Below are 22,618 nucleotides of genomic sequence, written 5' to 3' on the forward strand. Positions count from 1 at the left end.
ATGTGAAAAAATAAAACAAGTATCTTTAAACAAGTTTTGGCATGGCCTCATCAATCCAATCAATAAAGTCCGCTTTCCCCATTTTCACTCACCATCCTGATCTGGTTTACCTGGACAATGCTGCTACGTCTCAAAAGCCGCAGTCTGTCATTCAGGCCATGAATGATTTCTATGAAAAAGACAATGCAAACGTTCATCGTGGACTTTATCACTTGTCAACTCATGCTACCCGTCATTTTGACGAAGCCCGTTCAAAAGTCAGCGACTTCATTGGAGCAAAACCAGCCGACATCGCTTTCACAAAGGGCACAACTGAATCGATCAATATTATTTCACATGGATTTCTTAAAAGACTAAAGTCGGGCGACGAAATTCTCCTCTCCGTCATGGAACACCATGCTAATTTTATTCCATGGCAACAACTGTGCAAATCCACCGGAGCAAAGCTTAGAATCATTCACGTCACCAGTGGCGGAGATATTGATATTGAAAAGCTGGATGAATTAATTACATCTCACACAAAGCTTCTTGCCCTAACACATATTTCCAATGTGCTGGGAACCATCAATCCAATTGAGGAGATCATTCAGAAAGCTCACAAAAAGAATATTCCCGTACTGATCGATGCTGCTCAAAGCGCAGGACATTATCCTATTGATGTAAAGTCGTTGGATGTTGACTTCCTTGCCTTTTCTGCACACAAAATGTTTGGGCCTCTTGGCACAGGAGTGCTGTTTGTAAAAGATAAATATCACGATCAGATCGATCCATTAAATTTTGGAGGCGGCAGTATAAAGAATGTAGAGTTAGAGGATACTCAATTCATGAGTTATCCCTACAATCTTGAATCGGGCACCCCGCACATCGCAGGTGTATTAGGATTTGGTGCAGCCATTGACTTCATCCAATCTCTGAATGCTGACGAAACTTTGAATCATACCCGGAACCTCATCTCTCTTTTCACCCAAAGGCTTGAGGCCATGGATTTCATTTCTATAGTTGGAAATCCCGGGAACAGGGGAAGCATTGTTTCCTTTCAGGTTAAAAATATTCACCCGCATGATGTTGCAGGCTTTCTGGGAAACCTTAACATATCCGTTCGCGCAGGCCATCATTGTGCTCAGCCTCTGCACGAAATGCTGGGGATTGGCCCGACGGTGCGCGTCTCATTTTCCATTTATAATACAAAAGAAGATGTGAACAGAATCTGCGATGCATTGTTAGAATTAAAAAAATTCTGGTCGTGAGCAGTGATCTTAAGAGATTATATTCTGAAATCATCAAAGAGCACGCCTCTGCTCCTTTTCATTTTGAGAAGATAAGCAATTCACCTATTCAGTTAAAAGCTTATAACCCAATTTGCGGGGATCGTTTTGATTTTTACATCTCAAACCAACTTACCTCTATTCATTTTCATGGCTTTGGCTGTGCCATTTCAAAAGCTTCCTCCTCCATCATGGTGAAATTGCTGGAAGGAAAGAAAAATAATGAGGCCCTCGAACTTTGTAAACAATTTCTTCGCTTTGTTAACAAAGAATCACTTGCCAATGAGGTAGTTTTGCCGGATGAGCTTCTCGCATTCTCAGGTGTACATGATTTTCCGGAAAGGATGGATTGTGCAACACTTGCATGGAAAGAGATGGAAAAATATTTAAGCAATTCTGTTCCCGAGAAATGAAAATTACCCTTATCGCTTTCGGAATCGCTAAAGACATTCTTCACTCAAAGAAATCGGAGGTGGAAATTCCAGACGGCGCAAGCATCCTATCGCTCAAGCAAAGAATTCTCCATCAGTATCCGGAGTTTTCAAAACTCAAATCACTTTCATTTGCCGTTGGAGAGAATTATCAGGAGGACTCCTATCAGCTCAATGAAAATGATGAAGTTGTAATTATCCCTCCTGTAAGCGGCGGTTAACATTGTAGTCATGCAAAAGACGAATGATCAGATAAAAATTTTACTCTCCAGGGATTTTCCTGAAACTGCCTCCAGGCTTTTAAAAGAGGCTGGCTTTGAAGTGGATGCATGGCCGGAAGAAAGACCAATGAAGCAACCGGGCTAATTCAAAGAGCCAGCAAAGTCACCGCACTTATCTGCGGCGGCACCGATACTATCGATTCTGTTTTTCTGAATGCCTGCCGTCAGCTTGATATCATTTCTCAATTTGCCGTTGGCTACGACAACATTAATATTCCGGAGGCGAGCCGGCTTGGCATAGCCGTTTGCAATACACCCAATGCTATGAGTGATGCAACTGCCGACGTTGCTTTCGGACTCATGATCACCGCATCCAGAAAAATGTTCTACATGCACAAGATGATCTCAAAAGGTGAGTGGAGCTATTTCCGCCCTAAAGGAAATCTTGGAATTGAGTTGAAGAACAAAACACTGGGAGTATTTGGTATGGGGCGCATCGGAATGGAGATGGCAAAAAGATGTAAAGGTGCTTATAACATGAACATCCTCTACCACAACCGCAAACCAAATCCCAAAGCAGAACAAGTCCTCGGGGCAAAAATGGTCACCTTTGATGAGCTGTTGAGCCAAAGTGATGTTGTATCCGTTCACAGTGTACTGAGCGAAGAGACAAAAGGAATGTTCAATCTCTCTGTCTTTAAAAAGATGAAACCTTCCTCCATTTTCATCAATACTTCACGCGGCGGACTTCACAATGAAAAAGATCTTATTGAGGCTCTTCAAAAAAATATCATCTGGGGTGCAGGACTGGACGTAACAAATCCGGAACCCATGCATAAAGACAACCCGCTTCTTTCGATGGAAAACGTTTCAGTATTGCCGCACATCGGCTCTGCAACGGTTGAAGCCCGCAATGAAATGGCCAGAATGGCCGCACAGAATATTATTGATTTCTATAAGAAAGGCGAACTGACGAATAATGTAAATCCTGATTTCAAAAGAAATTAAGGATCACGCTGAGAGATTTTTGGTTTTAATAACTGCCCCCATAATACTCAACGCAATCTCCTTTGCTCCCTGAGCGTTGATATCCACACCGATCGGTGATTCAATCCTCCCGATCTTATCGTCAGAAAATCCAGCCTCTTTCAATCGCGCTACTCTCTTCTCGTGGGTCTTCTTGCTGCCCAAGGCTCCGATGTAGGCTACTTTTGAATTGAGTAAGATGTTTAGTGCATCGTCATCGATCTTGGGATCATGCGATAATACAACAGCATAATCGTAATGATCCAGTAAAAGATCCGGGAGAATCTCTGAAGGATATTTTACAATCAACTGATCAGGTGCCACCACAAACTGTGTCTTGTCGGCAAATACTCCCCGTGGATCAATAACAATCGTTTCAAAATCATATGCCTTCGCCAACTGCAACAGATCTACCGTGATGTGTGCAGCACCAATGATCAACATCCGGTTCCTCTTTGGAAAAACCTGAATAAAATATTGTTTCCCACTCACTTCAACCAACTCGTTCCTGCGCTTTTCAAGTGCTACCCTTGCTTTCGAAACAACTTCCTCCGGCATTTCAGAATCTGAAATCTCTCCTTTGGAATTCATCAATACATTTCCATTCTCGCCCGATAGCGAAGTGATCAGCAGACAGATCTCATTTTTGGAAAGCAACGTTCCCAATTCCTGCCACACCTTGTACTCAGTTGATTCACTTTCGGGATAGGATTGAAGATAAACCTGGATCTTACCACCGCATGCAAGCCCCGCCTGCCACGCTTCATCATCCGATACTCCATATGATAACAGAGTTCCTCCCTGCGTCAGCTTCAATGATTCTTTTATCACACTCCCCTCCACACATCCCCCGCTGACGGAACCAGAGATCTCCGCATTCCATGAAATGATCATGGCAGACCCGACAGGACGTGGTGAAGAGCCCCACGTCTGCACAACTCTGGCGATAGCAAAAGGTTTCTTTGCCTGAGCCCATTCATTGATCTGAGGAAACAGTTCTTTCATAGAATCATGAAATTACGACCTGATCCTTCAAAAGAAAATAAATCTTTACTTTTGAAATCGTCATGCCAAAAGTAAAATTCACATCAGCCTTAAAGCGTTTCTTCCCTACCCTTGGCGAAATGCAGATTCAGGGATCAACCGTGAATGAAGCGTTACAGAATATCAATAAAAGCCATCCCGGAATTCTCAGTTACCTGGTCGAGGAAAACGGAGCACTGAGAAAACATGTAAACATTTTTGTAAAGGGTGAATTGATTCAGGATCGTCTTACTTTGAATGACCCAATAAACGATCAGGATGAGTTGGTTATCTTCCAGGCCCTGTCAGGAGGCTGATTACTATGCAGACAAAACTTCTAGCCGGCACATCAAAGGGCCTGGTCGTTTTTGAGAACATCAACGGATGGAAAATATCTTCCATTCACTTTGAAGGTCTTCCTATCTCATTCATCTATATCGACGAACGAAGCAACACCTGGTGGACCGGAATCTCACATCGTCATTGGGGAGAAAAACTTCATCGATCACAAGATGAAGGAAAGCACTGGGAAGAAATTCCTGTACCTAATTATAACAACGCACTTTATCAACCTGAAAAACCTGCCTCCCTTAAAAAAATATGGGTCATACAACATGGCGGAGACGATAAGCCAAACAGTTTATGGTTGGGTACTGAACCCGGTGGATTATTCCATAGCACCAACAACGGCAAAAGTTTTGAATTGGTTGAAAGTCTCTGGAATCATCCTAGTCGCCGGGATCCATCGCAATGGTTCGGTGCCGGTAAAGACTATCCTTTTATTCACTCTATCGTTCTGGACCCAATCGATAGCAATCATCTTTATGTTGGAGTGAGTTGTGCGGGAGTTTTCGAAAGTGCCGACCTGGGAAAAACCTGGAGCACAAGAAATTCAGGATTAATCGCAGCCTATCTTCCTGATCCAAAAGCTGAAGCAGGTCACGATCCTCATAAAATACTACTATGCAAAGACCATCCTGAAGTAATGTGGCAGCAAAATCATTGCGGCATTTTCAGAAGCATCAATGGAGGCAAACAATGGGAAGATGTAAGTGATCCCGATGGCTTTCCGAAATATGGTTTCGCTCTGATCGTCGATGATCATGATCCATTGACTGCATGGGTAATACCTGCTCATAGCGATGAACAACGAATTCCTGTTGACCTCAGACTTGTAGTTTGTAAAACTTCTGACGGAGGAAAGAACTGGATCACCCTTACCAATGGGTTGCCGGAAGAAAGTGCTTTCGATCTCGTGCTTCGCCACTCCTTTGCGAAAAAAGAAGACACTCTTTCATTCGGCACAAACAATGGCAATCTTTATATATCAGAAGACAAAGGTGATTCATGGAAAAATATTTCGCATCATCTCGCCATGATCAATTGCGTTACTTTCAATTGAAGTAAACTAGTACAGCGTAAGGTCTTTGTTAACTTCTGCCTTCCACGCGATCAGTCCGCCTTTCATATTGACAGCATTCTCAAAACCATTTTCTCTTAGCTTTCGGGCCGCTATTGCTCCACGCTGACCGCTTTTACAATACACAATGATCATCCTGTCTTTTTTCAAGAGCTCTTTCTGGTCAAGAAGAGAATCGATCGGGATATTAACTCCTCCTATGTTCACGATGTCGAATTCAAAAGATTCTCTTACATCGATCAACTGGATGCCGTCTCCCCGCAGCAACTCCCTTACTTCTAGCGGAGATATTTCCTTTGCTTCAACTGTGGAAGCGGATGCTTTACAAAAAGCTTCATAATCAATCAGCTTGGTAATGGTTGGATTAATTCCTGAAACCGGATTATCCACATTGCTCTTTAAATTCAGGAATCGTGTAGTGAAATCAAGAGCATCGTAGATCATCAATCTTCCGCTCAGCGTAGTGCCAATACCCGTAAGAACTTTTAACGCTTCATTCGCCTGCATGGAACCAATGATACCCGGCAGGACTCCCAGCACACCACCCACACTACAGGATGGAACCATTTCAGGAGGCGGTGGTTCCGGAAAGAGGTCCCGGTAATTGGGTCCACGCTTTCCATCGGCGTTCAGATGATTAAAAACACTGACCTGGCCTTCAAACTGAAAAATCGCTCCATAGATCAGTGTCTTCTTCAGCAATACACATGCATCATTCACGAGATAGCGGGTCGGTAAATTATCAGAGCCATCAATGATCACATCATAAGATGAAATAATTTTCATGGCGTTGTCTGAATTCAACAATCCATCGTGCAACTCGATCTTAACATTAGGATTTAGTTCCCTGAGACGAACTCCAGCCTGTTCAGTCTTTTTCTTTCCGATATCTTTTGTGGTGAACAATATCTGACGATGCAGATTACTTTCATCTACCAGGTCAAAATCAACAATTCCCAATCTCCCCACTCCTGCCGCCGTCAGGTAATATAATGCAGGTGAGCCAAGTCCACCGGCACCGATCACCAGCACACTTCCCTCCTTGATTCGTTGCTGACCCGTTTGCCCAAGGTCAGGCAATAACATCTGCCGGCTGTAACGCTTTAATTCTTCCTGTGAGAACATTTATTAAAAAGTGATTTCCCTTCGTTAAAGTTAATGACAGAAATGAAATTAGAGTTGTTTACTTTGTAATCACTCATCTTTTTAGAAAGACATGATTGAAATTACTGAAAAGCCAATCGACGTTCAGAAAGTGATCGAAACAGCCTCCCAGCAGGGAGCCGGCGCCATCAATGTTTTCATCGGCACCATTCGCGATCAGGCTAAAAACAAAAAGGTGGTGCGGCTGGAATACGAGGCCTATGAACCAATGGCTATTGCCGAAACCCGCAAAATACTGGAAGCAACTTCAAGAAAATGGGAGCTTTTGGGATGGGCCGTCAGTCACAGAATTGGTGCCCTGAAACCCGGAGAAGTGGCCGTTGTGGTCGCGGTTTCCACAAAACACCGGAAAGAATCTTTTGAAGCCTGTCAGTTTGTAATCGACGAGTTGAAGAAGACCGTTCCTATTTTCAAAAAGGAAGTCTTTGAAGATGGTGAAGAATGGGTAGACGTCAGGAAATAATCCTGACAACTCAATCTTCAGACCTGTGTAGCGATCATGAATCCCATCGTTACAATTGCCATGGCGACAAGAAGTCCCGCCAACACAACGATGAGAAGATCCCGATAGATCGGATTCACCTCCACGATAGAAAATTTGAATAACAATTTCATAGCCAACTGATTTTCATACAAGCTAACGCCTTCGCACGAAAAAAGTTCATGATTAATATTGCAGTCGGAGATGCTGTAAGATTTTATTCCAGATTTCAGAAGAGTTGAAATATCAGAAGGCAAAGTGTCTTAATTCCAGATTAAACCAGAAGCTCCCAACATTCTGGTAATGTGCAGCTTTCCGGGAAAGCGCCCTTCAGGACGGGGTATAATATTGAATGTAAGATCAGGTCACTCCTTGAACAATTTGATGGAAAATTTACTTCCGCTTAAAGTCTTTCTTGCCGCCCGTCTTCTCCATCAGCTTTATTTCCTCAATGACAATGTCGTGACTAAGCGCTTTACACATATCATACACCGTAAGCGCAGCAATCGTTGCCGCCGTCAATGCCTCCATTTCAACACCTGTCTTACCTGACACTGTGGCAAAAGAATCGATCACTACCTTCTTTCCCTTCACTTCAAATTTTATCTGGCAATCTTCCAATCCAAGCGGGTGACAGAAGGGAATAATTGAAGAAGTTTTCTTTGCTCCCATAACGCCAGCTATAATTGCTGTCTGAAATACAGGGCCCTTTTTAGTGATCAGCTCATTGTTTTTCACCTCCGCCAGCACCGCTTTGCCAAGAAAAACAGTAGCCTGTGCACTGGCTGTTCTCCGGGTAATTTGCTTTTCAGAGACATCCACCATTTTAGGATTTCCTGAACGATCTACGTGAGTTAACGTGGGCTTCTTCATTTTCTATTATCTTGAATCAAAAATAACCATTTCATGGTCAGCGTTTCAGAAGCCACTTCCCTCATCGGACAACATCTTTTCAAAGCCGAAAAAGAGCGGATCAAAATTGAGATGCTGGAAGGAAGAATTCTTGCCGAGGCGATCAAGGCTGATCGCGATTTTCCTCCCTTTGACCGGGTCGCCATGGATGGGATTGCCATACAGTATCAATCTTTTGAAGAAGGCTGGCGGGAATTCAAAGTAGAAAATCTGCAGGCTGCCGGCCAACCCCGCACCACATTAAAAGATGTTCACAATTGTATTGAAGTGATGACGGGTGCCATGCTGCCCATCGGATGTGATACCGTTATCCGGTATGAAGATGTGGCCATTTTCAATAAGCTGGCAAAAGTTAAAGTAGAATCTATTTCGAAAGGACAAAGTATTCATCTCCGGAGCAGTGATGCAAAACGCGGCGATACCATTCTTGCTCCCGGTCATGTTCTCTCTCCCGCTGAGATCGCCCTGCTTGCATCTGTAGGAAAAAGTGATGCAGAGGTTCTTGCGTTTCCTCCCACCGCTATCGTTTCAACCGGAAATGAATTAGTCGATATTCATGATTCGCCTCAGCCTCACCAGATCAGAAGATCCAATAGTTATGCCATCCGCACGGCGCTTCATACCATGGGATGTCATCCCGCACTCTTTCATCTTCAGGATGAGCGAAATGCACTGGTGACAGAGCTGACAAAGATTATGGCCAGTCATCAGGTAATCATTCTCAGCGGTGGCGTGTCCAAAGGAAAATTTGATCTCATCCCCGCAGCTCTTGAATCATTGGGGGTTAAAAAAGTCTTTCATGAAGTAAGTCAAAAACCCGGCAAGCCTTTCTGGTTTGGCGTTACTAAGAAGCACGCCGTCTTTGCTTTTCCAGGAAATCCTGTCTCTACTTTTCTTTGCTTCTATCGCTACTTTCTTCCATGGCTGGCAAAGAGCATGGGAATCACGATACCTTCTTCCTCTGCAATTCTTGCAGGCGATTTCTCATTCAACCTGGATCTTACTTATTTCCTTCAGGTTAAAATTAATAATGAAGGCGGCAGACTGATGGCGACTCCTTTTGAAGGCGGAGGTTCAGGAGATTTTGCCAACCTGAAAGATGCCGATGGATTTATTGAATTGCCGGCAGATAAAAACTCTTTCAAAGCGGGTGAGGCATTTCCCTTCATCCCTTATCGCTGATAACCGTGACAATCGTAGTTGCCCCTGACAAATTCAAAGGATCGCTTACCTCCAAACAAGTTTGCGCTGCGATCAAAGAATCATTACTGGAAATTGATCCATCCCTTACAATCATTTCTATTCCTTTAGCAGACGGTGGTGAAGGCACCAGCGACCTGCTGACAGAATTAAGTCACGGAACAATCGTAAAAATAAAAGCCCTGGATCCCCTCTTTCGTGTAACCGAAACAGAATATGGAATATCTGCCGATGGAAGAACCGCCTTCATTGAAATGGCAAAAATATCAGGCCTCCTCTTATTAAAACCAGAAGAGAGAAATCCAATGCTGACGACAACTTTTGGAACAGGTCAGCTTATAAAGCATGCAATGGAAAGAGGTGTTGAGGAGATTGTTCTGGGTATTGGAGGCAGTGCCACCAACGATGCGGGCATCGGAATGGCAGAAGCTCTTGGATTTTCCTTCCTTGATGAAAATGGTATCGCTTTAAAACCAACTGGTGAAAATCTCATTAGAATATCTTCCATTATAAAAGAGAATACCCATCCGCTTCTTTCTAAAACACGATTCACTGTTTTATGTGACGTTGATAATTACCTTCATGGGCCTAATGGTGCCGCTTATATTTTTGGCAAACAAAAAGGCGGTAATGAATCCTCATTAAGGATCCTCGATGAAGGACTTCTGAATTTTCAGAAGATCGCTGAAAGAACATTCAGCAAGGAAGCAGATTTTTCCGGAGCAGGAGCCGCCGGCGGATTAGGCTCAGGGGCAAAATTATTTCTGAACGCACGCTTGTCGCGGGGCTTCCACTTCATCTCAACGTTTACAAAGCTTGAAGATGCCATCGCAGAAGCGGATCTTGTTATTACCGGTGAAGGGAAAATCGATCACCAGACTCTTTCGGGTAAAGTTGTTCAGGGTGTTGCCGGCATAGCACAGTTTTATGACAAGCCTTGCGTTGCCTTTGCGGGAAAGAATGATCTTTCTCTTACCGAATTATCCAAACTTGGAATTGAAAAAGTGATCACTCTTTCCAATCAGGCGAGTGACGATGAAAATGCAATGAGTAATGCCTTCTCCGTTTTAAAAGACAGGGCTCATCTGCTCAGGGAATTCCTGGTCTGAATTTCCATTGAATATCACGATTTGGAGAGCCTCTCTCCTCCCTGTAAATTTGTAGCCCTGCATTTATAAAAACGCAGTCAGGAAGACGAATTCGAACCATTTTAGAAAATATTCATCATCATGTTTGATAGCTTAAGTCTCAAATTAGAAAAGGCATTTCAGAACCTGAAAGGTCAGGGAAGGATCACCGAGATCAACGTAGCCAATACGGTTAAAGAGATCAGGAAGGCTCTCATCGATGCCGATGTTAATTATAAAGTAGCCAAAGAAGTTACAGACGAGATCAAGGAAAAGGCATTGGGGCAAAACGTGCTCACCGCCATTTCTCCGGGACAGCTCCTTACTAAAATTACCAATGATGAGCTCACCCGCCTCATGGGTGGTGAAAGTGAAGACATAAAGATCGACGGAAACCCCGCAGTCATATTAATAGCCGGTCTTCAGGGTTCCGGTAAAACAACTTTCAGTGGAAAGCTGGCAAGCTACCTCAAGCGCCAGGGTCGCCAGGTAATGCTGACGGCGTGTGACATCTATCGTCCTGCGGCGATCGAACAGTTGAAAGTTCTTGGTCAACAAATTGGTGTTGAGGTTTATTCAGAACCTGACAATAAGGACGCTGTAAAGATTGCAAAAGCTGCCATTGAGCATGCAAAGAAAAATAACCATCGCATCGTTATCGTCGATACTGCCGGTCGTCTGGCGGTAGATGAGGCGATGATGGATGAAATAGCAAAACTGAAAGAGGCATTAAATCCTTCAGAAACCCTATTTGTTGTGGATTCCATGACGGGTCAGGATGCAGTCAATACTGCCCGCACCTTTAATGAGCGCCTGAACTTTGACGGGGTGGTTCTTACCAAGCTGGATGGTGATACCCGTGGTGGTGCGGCGCTTTCTATCCGTCGGGTGGTTGAAAAACCAATCAAGTTTGTCAGCTCCGGTGAAAAGATGGAGGCTCTGGATCGCTTCTATCCTGACCGTATGGCCGGCCGAATTCTGGGGATGGGCGATGTTGTCAGTCTTGTGGAAAAGGCGCAGGAGACCTTCAATGAAGAGGAGGCGGCACGCCTTCAGAAGAAAATCAGAAAGAACCAGTTTGACTTCAACGACTTTCTCATTCAGCTTGAGCAGATCAAGAAAATGGGGAACATGAAAGACCTTCTGGGAATGGTTCCAGGAATGGGTAAGGCCTTGAAAAATGTTGACATTGATGATAACTCATTTAAGCCTATTGAAGCTGTTATCAGATCAATGACTACTAAAGAGAGAGAGAATCCGGAATTGATCAATAGCAGTCGCAAAAACCGTATTGCAAAAGGAAGTGGTACTTCGGTACAACAAGTAAATCAGCTATTGAAGCAGTTTGAAGAGATGCGCAAGATGATGAAGACCATGAATAAAATGGGAGGTGGAAAAAGAGCCCTTTCAGCTTTAAATCCATTCGGCAAGTAATCAATTAAAACGACCGTTGGCCGAAACAAAATTTGCGGGGGCAGCGTTACCATATAAGTTTACAGAATAAAATTCCTTAAGTACCCCGTCTGCTACCAGATGGGGTATTTTTTGTGTTCCGATTAATTAATGTTCAATTCAAACCAAAAACAAATGAAACAGTTTATTGCAATGATCATGTTGGCTTTTGTAGCAACCGGTGCGTTCGCTCAGGATAAAGCAAAGCCAAGCCCTGCTGCAGTTGCAGAAGGAGTTATTGACGGTGTGAATGTAAAGATCACTTACAGCGCTCCTTCAGCCCGTGGAAGGAAGATTGTCGGTGGACTTGATCCTTACGGAAAAGTCTGGCGCACAGGTGCAAACGAGACGACTACCATCGAATTCAGCGCACCGGTTAAAGTTGAAGGCAAGGAAGTAGCGGCAGGCAAGTATGGTCTGTTCACAATTCCTGGAGAAACAGAATGGGTAGTGATCCTTAATACAGGAATCAAGTGGGGAGCTTATACGTACAAGCAGGAAGAAGATGTGATTCGTGTTAATGTGAAGCCAGCAAAACCATCTGCTTTTGTTGAGACTCTGAATTTCACCGTTGAAAAAAATCAGGTAGTTCTGAAATTTGAGAACAACCAGGTAGCATTCAGCGTGAAGAAATAATATCCTTTATAGGAAACAAAAAAAACCACTCTGGAAATCCAGAGTGGTTTTTTTTTATGAGAAAGAGTTGATCTCTTTCCTTATTATAAATCTAGTTAGGACTCACTACTACTGATGAACCAGCTTTAGGAGCATTATACTCAAGCTCGTTCTGAGGAACATCCCAATAGTGCAGATAGTTGTAGTTAATGAATGCATTTCTGTTAACAAAAGTGGTCTCATGCAATACAACAGCACCAGGTGTAACCTGATTCGTTTCATGATCCCATCCTGGAACATTCAATGCACCACCAGGACCACGACCACCACCGGAAGACTTATCAGTGATAATACCTTGTCTGCGGGCATCATAGAACGCTACACCTCTGAACAACAGAGCTGCACGGCGTTCGCTTCTGATTTCTTCCAATGCTGCTGCTGCTGTGGTTGGAACGATGGCAGCCAATCCAGCGCCCTGAGCGGTACGAACAGCATCCACAAGTGCGGTTGCAGTTGCAACAACACCACCAGATTGCACGATCGCTTCAGCCTGCATCAACTGATTTTCTTCCCATGAAGCAGTCATGTAGTGTGAATCCACACCAGACTCTTCAATGTGAGAGTATGTGTAGGTTGCAGGGAAAGCACCAGTACCAGCATCTGTCAGGAACCAGCGTGAACCGAAGTTATAACCACGTCCACGGATATTGATCTGTGGTGAAGGTAATAAGTCGAAGTTCTGAGCTACACGACGATCACCTGCACGGTAATCCTGAAGCAGCTTTTCACTGATAAAGTAAGTTGGATCATTGGTAGTAGCATAAGGTCCTACTGCTCCAAAGAACGGATCGATGATCGAGTTAGCTGGGTTGTCTGTTGTCTTGATAACATACACACCATCTGACGCTGCGATACCGCTGCCAGGAGCTGTCAATGTCCTCACTTCAGTCCAATCTGCTGGAGTCATCGCAGGAAGTGGTCCTGGAGTAAGTGCAGAGATCTTATGATTTGCGAGAATATTGCGTGCCTTCATTGTATTGCAATTATGGATCCATGCTGCTGTAGTAGGAAGACCTTTTTCCAACACATAGTCTGGCATAATGTTCGCAAACAATGCAGCGTAGTCTGCCGCGCTTGTAATTCCACCAATGGAAGCGATTGCCTGATCAAACTGGTTTTTCGCTTCAGCGATAATTGCTGCACTTGGCACGAAATCACCTGCTGTTGTGAAAGACTTGTCAATCACCAGACCTGACACATACATAGAACCGATGCGTGAATACGCATAGCCCTTCCAGTAGTGAGCCCAGGCTTTCAACGCCGCTTTCTTGGTAGCAGCATCTCCGCCGAAAACTGTCTTATCGACATTTTCAAGGATGATGTTCATTCCATTGTTAAGAGCATACATGTATGTCCACTCTACCAGCATATTATTGGTAGCGCCAAAAGAGCGGTTGTTTCTCAGCTTTGTTTCGAAAGGCTGAGTAGTACCGATTGGCATGGTGGAAACGTGTCCATCATCAAACTTGAAATCCGTAGGATTGTCAAGGAATTTGAAGTTGTTATTTCCCCAGGGAGCAAAAATGGCATCACCCATTGATTCGTGCATACCATAAACGAGGATATGGAATCCTGTTCCAAGTCCATCATCAATAGTAGTATAGGTTCCACCAAATCCATTGATGTATACCGCACCTTTTGCAAAGTATGATATACCAAGCTCGCCACTTAATGCACTAAATCCTGGTGCAATCTTTGGCGTGACTTTGTCCAACTCATCTGCGCATGATAATGCCGTCATCATCAGCGTCACGTAAGCAAAGTATTTTAATTTATTTTTCATAATTGTTCTATTTATCATTTATGATTAGAAAGATAGATTCAAACCAACCTGATAAGATCTGAAGTTAGGGAAAGACCAGAAGTCCAAACCTCTCTGAATTGCATTCTGAGGGGTTGCAGACTGTGATCCACCAGAAGCTGTGTTCTGATTAGCTTCAGGATCGAATCCAGAGTAGTTGGTGATCGTAGCCAGGTTACGTCCTGAAAGAACTAACTGTAGCTTTTGGATCTTTTGCATCTTGAAGAATCTCGCAAAGTCAAATCCGATTGACAAGTTTCTCAAACGAGCATAAGAAGCATCTTCAAGGAAGTAATCCTTAGTTCCATTACTTTCTGCAGCATCATAGAAGCTCTTATAATAAGCTGTAAATGCACCGGTTTCACCAGCGATAGTAACAGGCTTGTCGTAATCCTTGTGAAGACCTTCAGAATACATCCACTCTTTGGTTTGGTTATAAACCTTTGCTCCTGCTACCCAGTCAATCTGGAAAGAGAATGAAAGGTAATCCTTGAATGTAAATGAGTTCACGAAAGTCATGTTGAACTGAGGTGTTGTGTTACCTAGTGAGTATTTGTCACCGGTGAACTTAACAGCCTTGGTAGCAATTTCAACAACTCTTCCGTCTACCAGTGTATAGTTGGCAGCGGTCGGTGCTGTAGTAGTTCCTGTTAAATAGAAGTTACCAGCAGCATCTTTCTGATTGATATCAGTAAGCGCCTTGTATCCATAAACCGTTCCAACTGCCTGACCAGGTCTCAAAGTATAGGTTGCAGCGCTTCCGTAAGTAAGAGGTATTTCCTTACCATCAGAAGTGCTTTCTACTACTGTCCATGTGTGACCAAAGTTGGTAGTTAAATCCCAGTTGAAGTTAGCTCCAGTGTAGATGTCCGCTGTCAAAGAAAGCTGAACACCATCTGATTTCAAGCCAACGTGGTTATCCCAGATCGCGCTTGCTCCTGTAGAAGCTGCTACGGATCTTGGCCATACCACACCGATACTGCTACGGGTCCAGATGCTAAGGTTAGCGTTAACAAAGTTCAACCATGGGCCGCTCTTTACAGGTGCGAATCCAAGATCAAGACCGTATTCAAACTCTTTTGTTCTTTCCACCTGCATGTTAGGATTTCCAGCGATGGAAGCCACACCGAAGTATGTACCACCTGCGTTACCAACATCAAGCAATGTGTTACGTTTAAAGTGATTCGGCATCGGTCCTACCAATGCACCTGTAGTTGCCAGGTCATTTGTATAAGCTACCGGCTGAATACCAGCTTCTCCGTATGCTGCTCTCAACTTAAACTCAGGAAGGGTTGCTGAAAGTGAATTCCAGAAGCCCATCTTGGCAAGATTTACATAAGCATCTCCACGTGGGAACGTGAATGGCTTTGAATCAGCTCCACCAAAAGTAGATGCGTAATCTGTACGGAAACCTCCGGAAATACCGGCAACGTCTTTGTAGTCAAAGTGCTGATTCACCAAATAACCGAATGTGATATACTTGTCTTCATATTCAGTTGCAAAGTTTGAAGAAGCCTGGCTACCCAAAACCTGATCATATGGCAAATAAACAGGTAGACCTGTGTAGATCTCATAGTTTCTGTTGAACTGTGATTTACGCCAGTCAAATGAAACCAATGTTGTTGATACGATCGGGAAATTCACCTTCAAATCTCTTTCAAAGTCCACCTTAGCAGTTCCTGAGATCAATGAATTCAGGTTATATTGAGTAGTGTGAGCTTTCGCAAACTGACCAACCGGTGTGGTAGTATAATAAGAAGAGTTGAACAGGTAGCTGCTGGTCTGAGTCTGGTTTTGTGTGTTTCTTGAGAAACCACTTTCCTGATAGTTAACTCCAGCCTTGTAATCCAATTCAAATATCTTGTTGATTGCATAGTGCACGTTGATATTCTGAATTACATCCAAAGTCTTGTTTGAGAACGTCTGGAATTGCTTTGCATATAGCGGATTAGAACTGTTCGTTCCTGCTCCTCCGAATTTATAAACTGTATTACCGTCGGCATCCTTTTGGCTAAAGTCAGCAAATGGCCATGTGTACATACCGGCAGAAATGAAAGCACCACCGCTGGAGAATGGATTCGTTGTGTTGTCAGAATAAACGACCTGATTCACTGAACGGATCGTTAAGTTCTTGGCAACTTCAAATCCTACGTTGGTAGAAAAGTTCAAACGATCCAATTGACCCTGAACAATAGATTCCTGCTGAAGCTTTGAAATGGTGATAGCGTAATCCGACTTTTCTTTTCCACCTGAAAGTGAAAGATTAAAGTTGGTTGTTTTCGCAGAACTGAATAATTGCTTTACGTGATCGTAATACTTTGTATTATTCTGATAGTTCTTGTCATTCTTTGCTGTAGGACCATTTTCCCATGTAACTTTTGGCCAGATACCTGCCTGAATTTGTACAAGTTCCGCACCAAGATTATCAACAATATTACCAGAAGCATTTGTCTGGAAAGAGTGATGGATTGGCTGATGAAGATCTCCATTGTTCAACAATTCATCTGAGCTGACACGAGCTGAAAAATCAATTTTCATAGAGCCGGCTTTTCCTTTCTTCGTAAAGATCTGGATAACACCGTTAGCTCCCTGAGCTCCGTAAATGGTTGCAGCGGCAGCGCCCTGTACAACTTCAATACGCTCAACGTTGCTAAGATCCAGTTGACTTAAATTCGTAGAACCTACCTGGATTCCGTCCATCATAATAAGAGGGCTGGAACCACCGGAAAGAGTATTAATACCTCTCAACTGAATACTTACTGCAGCACCTGGACTTCCTGAAACGGAATTGATCTGGGCACCTGCAATCTTTCCAACCAACGCCTGGTCAATAGACGCATTCGGTGTTGATGGAAGCTTGTCAGCTGTTACTGACTCAACCGCAATCGCAAGCTTTCTTCTGTCCGTCGCAACACCTGTACCGGTAACAACGATCTCAGATAACTGCTTAACATCCATAGAAAGGCCGATGTCAATAACATTCCTTTCGCCGATCACAACTTCCTGAGTTGCAAGACCAATGAAAGAGAATACTAGACTGCCTCCTGCCGATGGTACAGATAGCTTATAGTTACCATCTGAATCCGTAACAGTTCCATTCGTAGTTCCTTTTAGAACCACATTCACACCAGGTAAAGTGCTTCCATCTTCCGAAGAGGAAACCTTACCTGTGACAATTCGGTCTTGCGCCCAGGCGGTGGTCGCAAGCACGAACAAGAAGTACATTAGTACAATCTTCTTCATAGAGTTTGGTTTAGTTAATTGGGTTTGGTTAAATAATACCCCGATAAGATAAGTAATAATGCCTTAATATTCCCGCCACTCGTCACCCTTTTTATCTGAAAACACTGAAATAGGCCTTTTTTGCAGGAAAATATATTCTTACTTAAGTTCACCTTTTCACCGCAAACGATGCAGAAAAAAACGGTTTTAAAGTGGATTATAAGACTGAAACCATCAGATTTGCAGTCAATATTTAAGATTTAACAGATTCTCAAAATGAATACCCTCGGGCGCGCAGACAGGGTCGATTTACCCGGTCTTAAGCTGGAAGACATACAGGCAAAAATTGATACCGGAGCTTATACCTCAAGTCTTCACTGCTTACGTGCCGAAGTGGTCGACGGTAAACTGGAATTTGTTCTGCTCGATGAAGAACATCCTGAATTCACCGGCATGAAATTCGTCTTTAAAAAATTTGATCAGCGTGAAATAAAAAATTCATTCGGTGAAGCCGAACTACGATACGTCATTAAAACAAAAGTTAAGATCTTTGACTCCGTTATCCGCGCAGAATTCTCCCTCAGCAACCGTGGAAATTTAAAATTCCCCGTACTCCTCGGCCGCAAGATCCTCCGCCATCGCTTTATCATCGACGTGACGAAAAAAGATTTATCTTTCAATTATAAACAGGCAATTTCTCAGGGGCCATCACAGAAAGAAGAATTATGAACATTGCAATCCTTTCAAGAGACCCAAAGCTCTATTCCACCAGGCGTTTAAAAGAAGCCGGAGAAGCACGTGGTCATAAAGTAGAGATCATCGATCACATGAAATGCATGCTGCTGATCGAAAAGAAAAATCCAATGGTCTGGTACAACGGACGAAAGCTTGATTACTTCGATGCCATCATCCCAAGGATCGGTGCCTCCGTAACTTTTTATGGCGCCGCCGTTGTCCGCCAGTTCGAAATGATGAAGGTCTTCACTGCCGTGGAATCCCAGGCATTGATTCGTTCACGCGACAAGCTCAGAAGCATGCAGATCCTTTCGCGTGCCGGTCTCGGTCTGCCGAAAACCATCTTCATGGATTATTCAAAAGACACAGAAGGAGTAATCGAGGCAGTGGGAGGCGCGCCCGTAGTGATCAAGCTTCTGGAGGGAACCCAGGGATTGGGAGTCGTGCTGGCAGAGAACAAGAAAGCAGCACAATCCGTAATTGAGGCATTTCATGGTGTAAAGGCCCGGATTATCGTTCAGGAATTCATAAAAGAGGCTAAAGGAGCCGATATAAGGGCTTTTGTAGTCAACGGAGAGGTTATTGGCGCCATGCGCAGGCAGGCCAGAGATGGCGAATTTCGCTCAAATCTGCACCGTGGAGGCCATGCGACGGTAGTAAAGCTGGATCGCCAGGAAAAACATGCAGCGGTCATTGCCGCCAAAAAGATGGGTTTAGGCGTGGCGGGCGTAGACATGCTTCCTTCCAAACGGGGACCCCTTATTATAGAGGTGAACTCCTCTCCCGGCCTCGAGGGAATTGAAGGCGCTACCAAAGTGGATATCGGAGGAAAGATCATTCAGTATCTGGAGGCGCACGCGGGCTCCAATAAAATCCAGAAGGATAAGATCAATGCGTGACCTGCTGCTGATTCCCCGGCTGCTGGTCGCTGCAGGTTCACTGATGATTATCGGCCTGGGATGTGTTCACATGCTGATGACTTTTTTTTCGTCCAGGTTCGAACCAAGAAACTCAAGTGTGCTCAGCGAAATGAAGATGACTCCTCCGATGCTCACGCGTCAGACATCGATATGGAAGATGTGGATCGGGTTCAATGCAAGTCATAGTCTTGGTGCAATTTTCTTTGGAACGATCAATCTGCTGCTGATCACTTCATACTCGCAGGTTTATCTATCCATTTTGTTTCAGCTGATCAATCTTCTTACACTGTTTTTTTATTTATTCCTCGCAAAAAAATACTGGTTCAGAACTCCCTTCCGGGGATTGCTCTTTTCCACTCTTTGTTTTGTTGTGGCATTTGTAATGTTTTTATTCATGGTTAAAGGATGAGCAAGAAAGAGGTTGTCATTGCCGGTAATACGATACAGCCCGGTGAGTTTAAGGAAATCAATATCAATATCGCGCGGCTTCCCTCGCGAACTCAGATCAACACACCGATCTATGTCTATCGCGCATTGGAAGAAGGACCCGTACTTGCCCTGACAGCAGGGATGCATGGAGATGAGATCAATGGAATGGAAATCGTCCGGAGAATCATTGATTCGGGCCACCATAAAGTTCTTCGCGGCACCACCGTCTGCATGCCTATTATTAATGTGTATGGCTTTCTGAATTATTCACGCGAAGTGCCGGACGGAAAAGACGTGAACCGCTCCTTTCCCGGCAGCAAGTCAGGTTCGCTGGCTTCCAGGGTGGCATACCATTTAACGCATGAGATCATTCCGGTTATCGACTATGGTGTTGATTTTCATACGGGCGGAGCCATGCGCACCAATTATCCACAGGTTCGTTGCATGATGCAGGAACCAAAGAATGTTGAACTGGCCAATGCCTTTCATGCTCCCTTCACAATAGATTCACCCTTCAGGCCACATTCATTGCGGCAGCAGGCAGCAAAAAAAGGAAAGAACATCATTGTGTTTGAAGGTGGTGAATCCTTACGCATGGATCACCAGGCCATTGATGAAGGAATCAATGGAACCCTTCGTCTGATGAAACATCTTAACATGATCGACCTTGCTCCTCCACCCAAAGTTGAGAGCAAACTGATCTGGAACTCTTCCTGGATAAGAGCAAGAACAGCAGGCATCTTTCATCCGCATGTCAATGCAGGAGATTTCATTAATAAAAATCAAATGGTAGGATCGATCACAGATCCTTTCGGTGAGTTCCGTGAAGAAATAAAATCACAAGTGAGTGGTTATGTTGTCGGCTTGCAAAACAATCCTGTAGCCAATGCAGGAGATGCACTGCTTCATGTAGGCATGGATGACCTGTGCAAGATTGATGGATCAGGAGAAGATTAGTTTACAACTCTATTAATAAGACAATCATCCGCATTGAGACTGGGTAGACTCTGAATAGAGACTGGGTAGACTCTGAGTAGACTCCGAATAAGAACCGGGAAGAATCAGGCCCGGATCAGAGAGGAATCAGAGAGTCGAAGGAGATGAATCCGACATGAATCAGAGAAACATCAGAGAGCAATCAGAGGTGAATCAGAGAAGAATCGGGGAAGAGATGGGGAAAAACAGTGTTTTATAGGGGATTGATCAGAGGCGAATCAGAGGTTTATCAGAGAAAGCAGCGTTTTTATAGGGGAAACATCAGAGACGAATCAGAGAAACATCAGAGAAAGGAGCGTTTTTATCCGAGAATTATCCGTGTTCGATCCGAGAAACATCAGAGAAAACATGCAATGGTAGCTGAAAATACGAGGAAAGTCCGAGGAACGTAGCTGAAACACTCCTAAAAACCCTCAAATTGGGCTAAAAACGAAGAAAATGGAGTGTAAATCTGGAGGTGAGTGTTAAAAGTGGCGATTTTGGGGTGATTAGGAGGTTTTTGGGGTTGAGTCTGGTATAGCTCAATCTTAATCCAGAGCTAAAACGGAACATATAGCACTAAAAGGCTATATGGCGCGGCCTGATGAGCGCCCGCTTTGGTGCTACAGGGACACGGGCCGTATAAGAATGTGGAGATAAGCTTAAACCCTGAAGAGGCGAGATTATGGTTTATAATTCACAAAGAAACACTCACTATCATAAGCGTCGATTCCAATATGTGGTAATACGCAACTAACAATCTCGCCCCTTCAGGGCTTAATGCACTTTTGCATCCGAAACCCTGGCTAATAAATCTCGGTCCTTCAGACCTTATTTACGGAAGCAAAAGTGTATTTATTTCTTATCAATGAATCCGCCTATAGGGTGATCCTGCATTTCATTCTGAAGCAAAGCTCCTAGTGTCACCCACCTCAAAAAGTCGGGCAGGGAATGATCAGCTTATCTTTTGGTGGCTTGCGTGGATTGCGGGTCGGCCATGAATAAACAATGCTGAACTCATGAGCGCCGCCACTTCCGGGGCCAAGCTTTGAAATAGTATAGTCATAGCTATAGCCAATATTCAAAACATCTTTCTCACCCTTCAATACCAGTCCCACCAGCAAGACGATCGATTCGTTGTTTGCAAATCCATTAACCTGATTAAAAGGAATACCTCTGTACCATGTTCCGATCACGAGTGGTTCCGCAGTATAATACATTCCAATATCCGCCTGACTGAATTTTCCCTGCTGACGATACTGGACAACGGGCGCAATACTTCTCTCCTGTGATTTCGCAAAAACTCCCGTGCCCATGGAACCGGGTCTGAAGTAAAATTTATAACCTCCATGAATGGACAGCTTCATATCAAGATTATCTTTTGCTCCCAGGATAGATTGATTGGGTTCAGTAATATGATGTGTAGCAAATCCAAGCCATGCATTCTTTGAAAAAAGCAAACCACCGAATGAAAGGTCGGGGAAGAATTTACTTTGACCTGTATTCAATGCCTCCGCTGTTCCCTTGACGATCTCCCCTGTATTGGGATCAAACTGGTCGCCGAAGCTGAGATTGCCGAAGTTGATAGACCTGCTGACAACGCCGATCTGAACACCCGGACGGAAGGAAAGATCTTTTGTGATCTGGAGCTGATAAGCATATTGCGCAGCAAAGCTGATGGACTGCAGTCCGACAATTCCTACGTTATCCCGGGTGAGTATTGCACCTACCCCACTGTTCTTATCTTCTATATAAAAGTCTGCATAAGCAGAAACCGTTGTAAAGTTTGCATCAATGGCCGGCCACTGATTGCGGTAATTTAATCCGACGCGACCTTGCTGTGTTGATCCGGCGAAAGCAGGATTCAGATAAAGCGGTGCTGCATAAAATTGTGAAAACTGAGGATCCTGGGCAGTTACCGAATGTGAGGCAAAGAGCATCCATCCGCATAATAATAGAGTGGGAAGGGTCCGGTACACCAGCTTGGGGTAAATCAATCGCCTCATCTGAGCAAAGTAAATCTATTTGACTGTCTTATGAAAATATGTCTCCGTCGATTAATTAACGACAAATTCAGTCAAATTATATACTTTAGTGGAGTTTGATCGTTTTAAAATTGCAAATCATTATATGAATCAG

General features: G+C 43.9%; 20 protein-coding genes and 1 pseudogene. 15 read left to right on the top strand and 6 right to left on the bottom strand.

Annotation, left to right across the window (positions count from 1 at the left end; all coding sequences use genetic code 11):
• The first annotated feature begins 41 nt into the window (after nucleotides 1–41).
• From HOP08_03955 to HOP08_03970, 4 genes and pseudogenes are all read left to right on the top strand, one after another.
• Nucleotides 42–1,247 carry a cysteine desulfurase gene (locus HOP08_03955; protein NOT74059.1) on the top strand — a complete coding sequence of 402 codons (1,206 nt, stop codon included), beginning with the start codon at nucleotides 42–44 and terminating at the stop codon, nucleotides 1,245–1,247.
• Nucleotides 1,244–1,678, top strand: coding sequence for an SUF system NifU family Fe-S cluster assembly protein (locus HOP08_03960; protein ID NOT74060.1), 435 nt, complete (start codon nucleotides 1,244–1,246; stop codon nucleotides 1,676–1,678). Before HOP08_03955 ends, HOP08_03960 begins: the two co-directional genes overlap by 4 nt.
• Nucleotides 1,675–1,917, top strand: a complete 243-nt coding sequence (locus tag HOP08_03965; GenBank protein NOT74061.1) for a MoaD/ThiS family protein — start codon at nucleotides 1,675–1,677, stop codon at nucleotides 1,915–1,917. The genes HOP08_03960 and HOP08_03965 overlap by 4 nt, the downstream gene beginning before the upstream one ends.
• A 10-nt stretch (nucleotides 1,918–1,927) precedes the next feature.
• A pseudogene (locus HOP08_03970) lies at nucleotides 1,928–2,925 on the top strand (D-glycerate dehydrogenase).
• 3 nt (nucleotides 2,926–2,928) lie between these two features.
• Here the strand turns inward: HOP08_03970 and HOP08_03975 are convergent.
• A complete protein-coding gene (locus HOP08_03975; GenBank protein NOT74062.1) occupies nucleotides 2,929–3,948 on the bottom strand; it encodes an XdhC family protein in 1,020 nt (339 codons plus the stop codon).
• A 62-nt stretch (nucleotides 3,949–4,010) separates the two neighbouring features.
• On the opposite strand from HOP08_03975, the gene HOP08_03980 reads away from it, so the two are divergent.
• Both HOP08_03980 and HOP08_03985 read left to right on the top strand, forming a co-directional pair.
• Complete coding sequence (locus HOP08_03980) at nucleotides 4,011–4,283, top strand: molybdenum cofactor biosynthesis protein MoaD (protein NOT74063.1); 273 nt, start codon at nucleotides 4,011–4,013, stop codon at nucleotides 4,281–4,283.
• A gap of 5 nt (nucleotides 4,284–4,288) precedes the next feature.
• Nucleotides 4,289–5,368, top strand: coding sequence for an exo-alpha-sialidase (locus HOP08_03985; GenBank protein ID NOT74064.1), 1,080 nt, complete (start codon nucleotides 4,289–4,291; stop codon nucleotides 5,366–5,368).
• Between the two features lie 6 nt (nucleotides 5,369–5,374).
• Here the strand turns inward: HOP08_03985 and moeB are convergent, their stop codons facing one another.
• Nucleotides 5,375–6,511, bottom strand: coding sequence for a molybdopterin-synthase adenylyltransferase MoeB (gene moeB, locus HOP08_03990; protein ID NOT74065.1), 1,137 nt, complete (start codon nucleotides 6,509–6,511; stop codon nucleotides 5,375–5,377).
• A gap of 91 nt (nucleotides 6,512–6,602) precedes the next feature.
• Here moeB and HOP08_03995 point away from each other — a divergent pair, with 91 nt between their 5' ends.
• On the top strand, nucleotides 6,603–7,013 hold the full coding sequence (locus tag HOP08_03995) for a molybdenum cofactor biosynthesis protein MoaE (protein NOT74066.1): 411 nt from the start codon (nucleotides 6,603–6,605) through the stop codon (nucleotides 7,011–7,013).
• 411 nt (nucleotides 7,014–7,424) lie between these two features.
• On the opposite strand, the gene moaC is transcribed toward HOP08_03995, so the two are convergent.
• A complete protein-coding gene (gene moaC, locus HOP08_04000; protein ID NOT74067.1) occupies nucleotides 7,425–7,904 on the bottom strand; it encodes a cyclic pyranopterin monophosphate synthase MoaC in 480 nt (159 codons plus the stop codon).
• A gap of 33 nt (nucleotides 7,905–7,937) precedes the next feature.
• On the opposite strand from moaC, the gene HOP08_04005 reads away from it, so the two are divergent.
• From HOP08_04005 to HOP08_04020, 4 genes are all read left to right on the top strand, one after another.
• A complete protein-coding gene (locus tag HOP08_04005; protein NOT74068.1) occupies nucleotides 7,938–9,125 on the top strand; it encodes a molybdopterin molybdotransferase MoeA in 1,188 nt (395 codons plus the stop codon).
• A 5-nt stretch (nucleotides 9,126–9,130) separates the two neighbouring features.
• Nucleotides 9,131–10,252 carry a glycerate kinase gene (locus tag HOP08_04010; GenBank protein NOT74069.1) on the top strand — a complete coding sequence of 374 codons (1,122 nt, stop codon included), beginning with the start codon at nucleotides 9,131–9,133 and terminating at the stop codon, nucleotides 10,250–10,252.
• Nucleotides 10,253–10,372: 120 nt separating this feature from the next.
• The gene (gene ffh, locus HOP08_04015) at nucleotides 10,373–11,704 is read left to right on the top strand and encodes a signal recognition particle protein (GenBank protein NOT74070.1); all 1,332 of its coding nucleotides are present in this window, start codon (nucleotides 10,373–10,375) and stop codon (nucleotides 11,702–11,704) included.
• A 153-nt stretch (nucleotides 11,705–11,857) separates the two neighbouring features.
• Complete coding sequence (locus tag HOP08_04020; protein ID NOT74071.1) at nucleotides 11,858–12,358, top strand: DUF2911 domain-containing protein; 501 nt, start codon at nucleotides 11,858–11,860, stop codon at nucleotides 12,356–12,358.
• Nucleotides 12,359–12,449: 91 nt separating this feature from the next.
• Here HOP08_04020 and HOP08_04025 read toward each other — a convergent pair whose 3' ends face one another.
• Nucleotides 12,450–14,180, bottom strand: coding sequence for a RagB/SusD family nutrient uptake outer membrane protein (locus HOP08_04025; GenBank protein ID NOT74072.1), 1,731 nt, complete (start codon nucleotides 14,178–14,180; stop codon nucleotides 12,450–12,452).
• A gap of 24 nt (nucleotides 14,181–14,204) precedes the next feature.
• Nucleotides 14,205–17,441 (bottom strand): SusC/RagA family TonB-linked outer membrane protein, encoded by a 3,237-nt coding sequence (locus HOP08_04030; protein NOT74073.1) that lies wholly within the window; start codon nucleotides 17,439–17,441, stop codon nucleotides 14,205–14,207.
• A 255-nt stretch (nucleotides 17,442–17,696) separates the two neighbouring features.
• Between HOP08_04030 and HOP08_04035 the strand changes: the two genes are divergently transcribed.
• The 4 genes from HOP08_04035 to HOP08_04050 are packed head-to-tail and all read left to right on the top strand — an operon-like array spanning nucleotide 17,697 to nucleotide 20,461.
• The gene (locus HOP08_04035; GenBank protein NOT74074.1) at nucleotides 17,697–18,149 is read left to right on the top strand and encodes a peptidase; all 453 of its coding nucleotides are present in this window, start codon (nucleotides 17,697–17,699) and stop codon (nucleotides 18,147–18,149) included.
• Complete coding sequence (gene rimK, locus HOP08_04040) at nucleotides 18,146–19,054, top strand: 30S ribosomal protein S6--L-glutamate ligase (GenBank protein NOT74075.1); 909 nt, start codon at nucleotides 18,146–18,148, stop codon at nucleotides 19,052–19,054. Before HOP08_04035 ends, rimK begins: the two co-directional genes overlap by 4 nt.
• Nucleotides 19,047–19,484 carry a hypothetical protein gene (locus HOP08_04045; GenBank protein NOT74076.1) on the top strand — a complete coding sequence of 146 codons (438 nt, stop codon included), beginning with the start codon at nucleotides 19,047–19,049 and terminating at the stop codon, nucleotides 19,482–19,484. Before rimK ends, HOP08_04045 begins: the two co-directional genes overlap by 8 nt.
• On the top strand, nucleotides 19,481–20,461 hold the full coding sequence (locus HOP08_04050; GenBank protein ID NOT74077.1) for a succinylglutamate desuccinylase: 981 nt from the start codon (nucleotides 19,481–19,483) through the stop codon (nucleotides 20,459–20,461). Before HOP08_04045 ends, HOP08_04050 begins: the two co-directional genes overlap by 4 nt.
• A 950-nt stretch (nucleotides 20,462–21,411) precedes the next feature.
• On the opposite strand, the gene HOP08_04055 is transcribed toward HOP08_04050, so the two are convergent.
• Complete coding sequence (locus HOP08_04055; GenBank protein NOT74078.1) at nucleotides 21,412–22,485, bottom strand: type IX secretion system membrane protein PorP/SprF; 1,074 nt, start codon at nucleotides 22,483–22,485, stop codon at nucleotides 21,412–21,414.
• Nucleotides 22,486–22,618 lie beyond the last annotated feature (133 nt).

It is taken from the genome of Cyclobacteriaceae bacterium (assembly GCA_013141055.1).
Taxonomy (GTDB): domain Bacteria; phylum Bacteroidota; class Bacteroidia; order Cytophagales; family Cyclobacteriaceae; genus ELB16-189.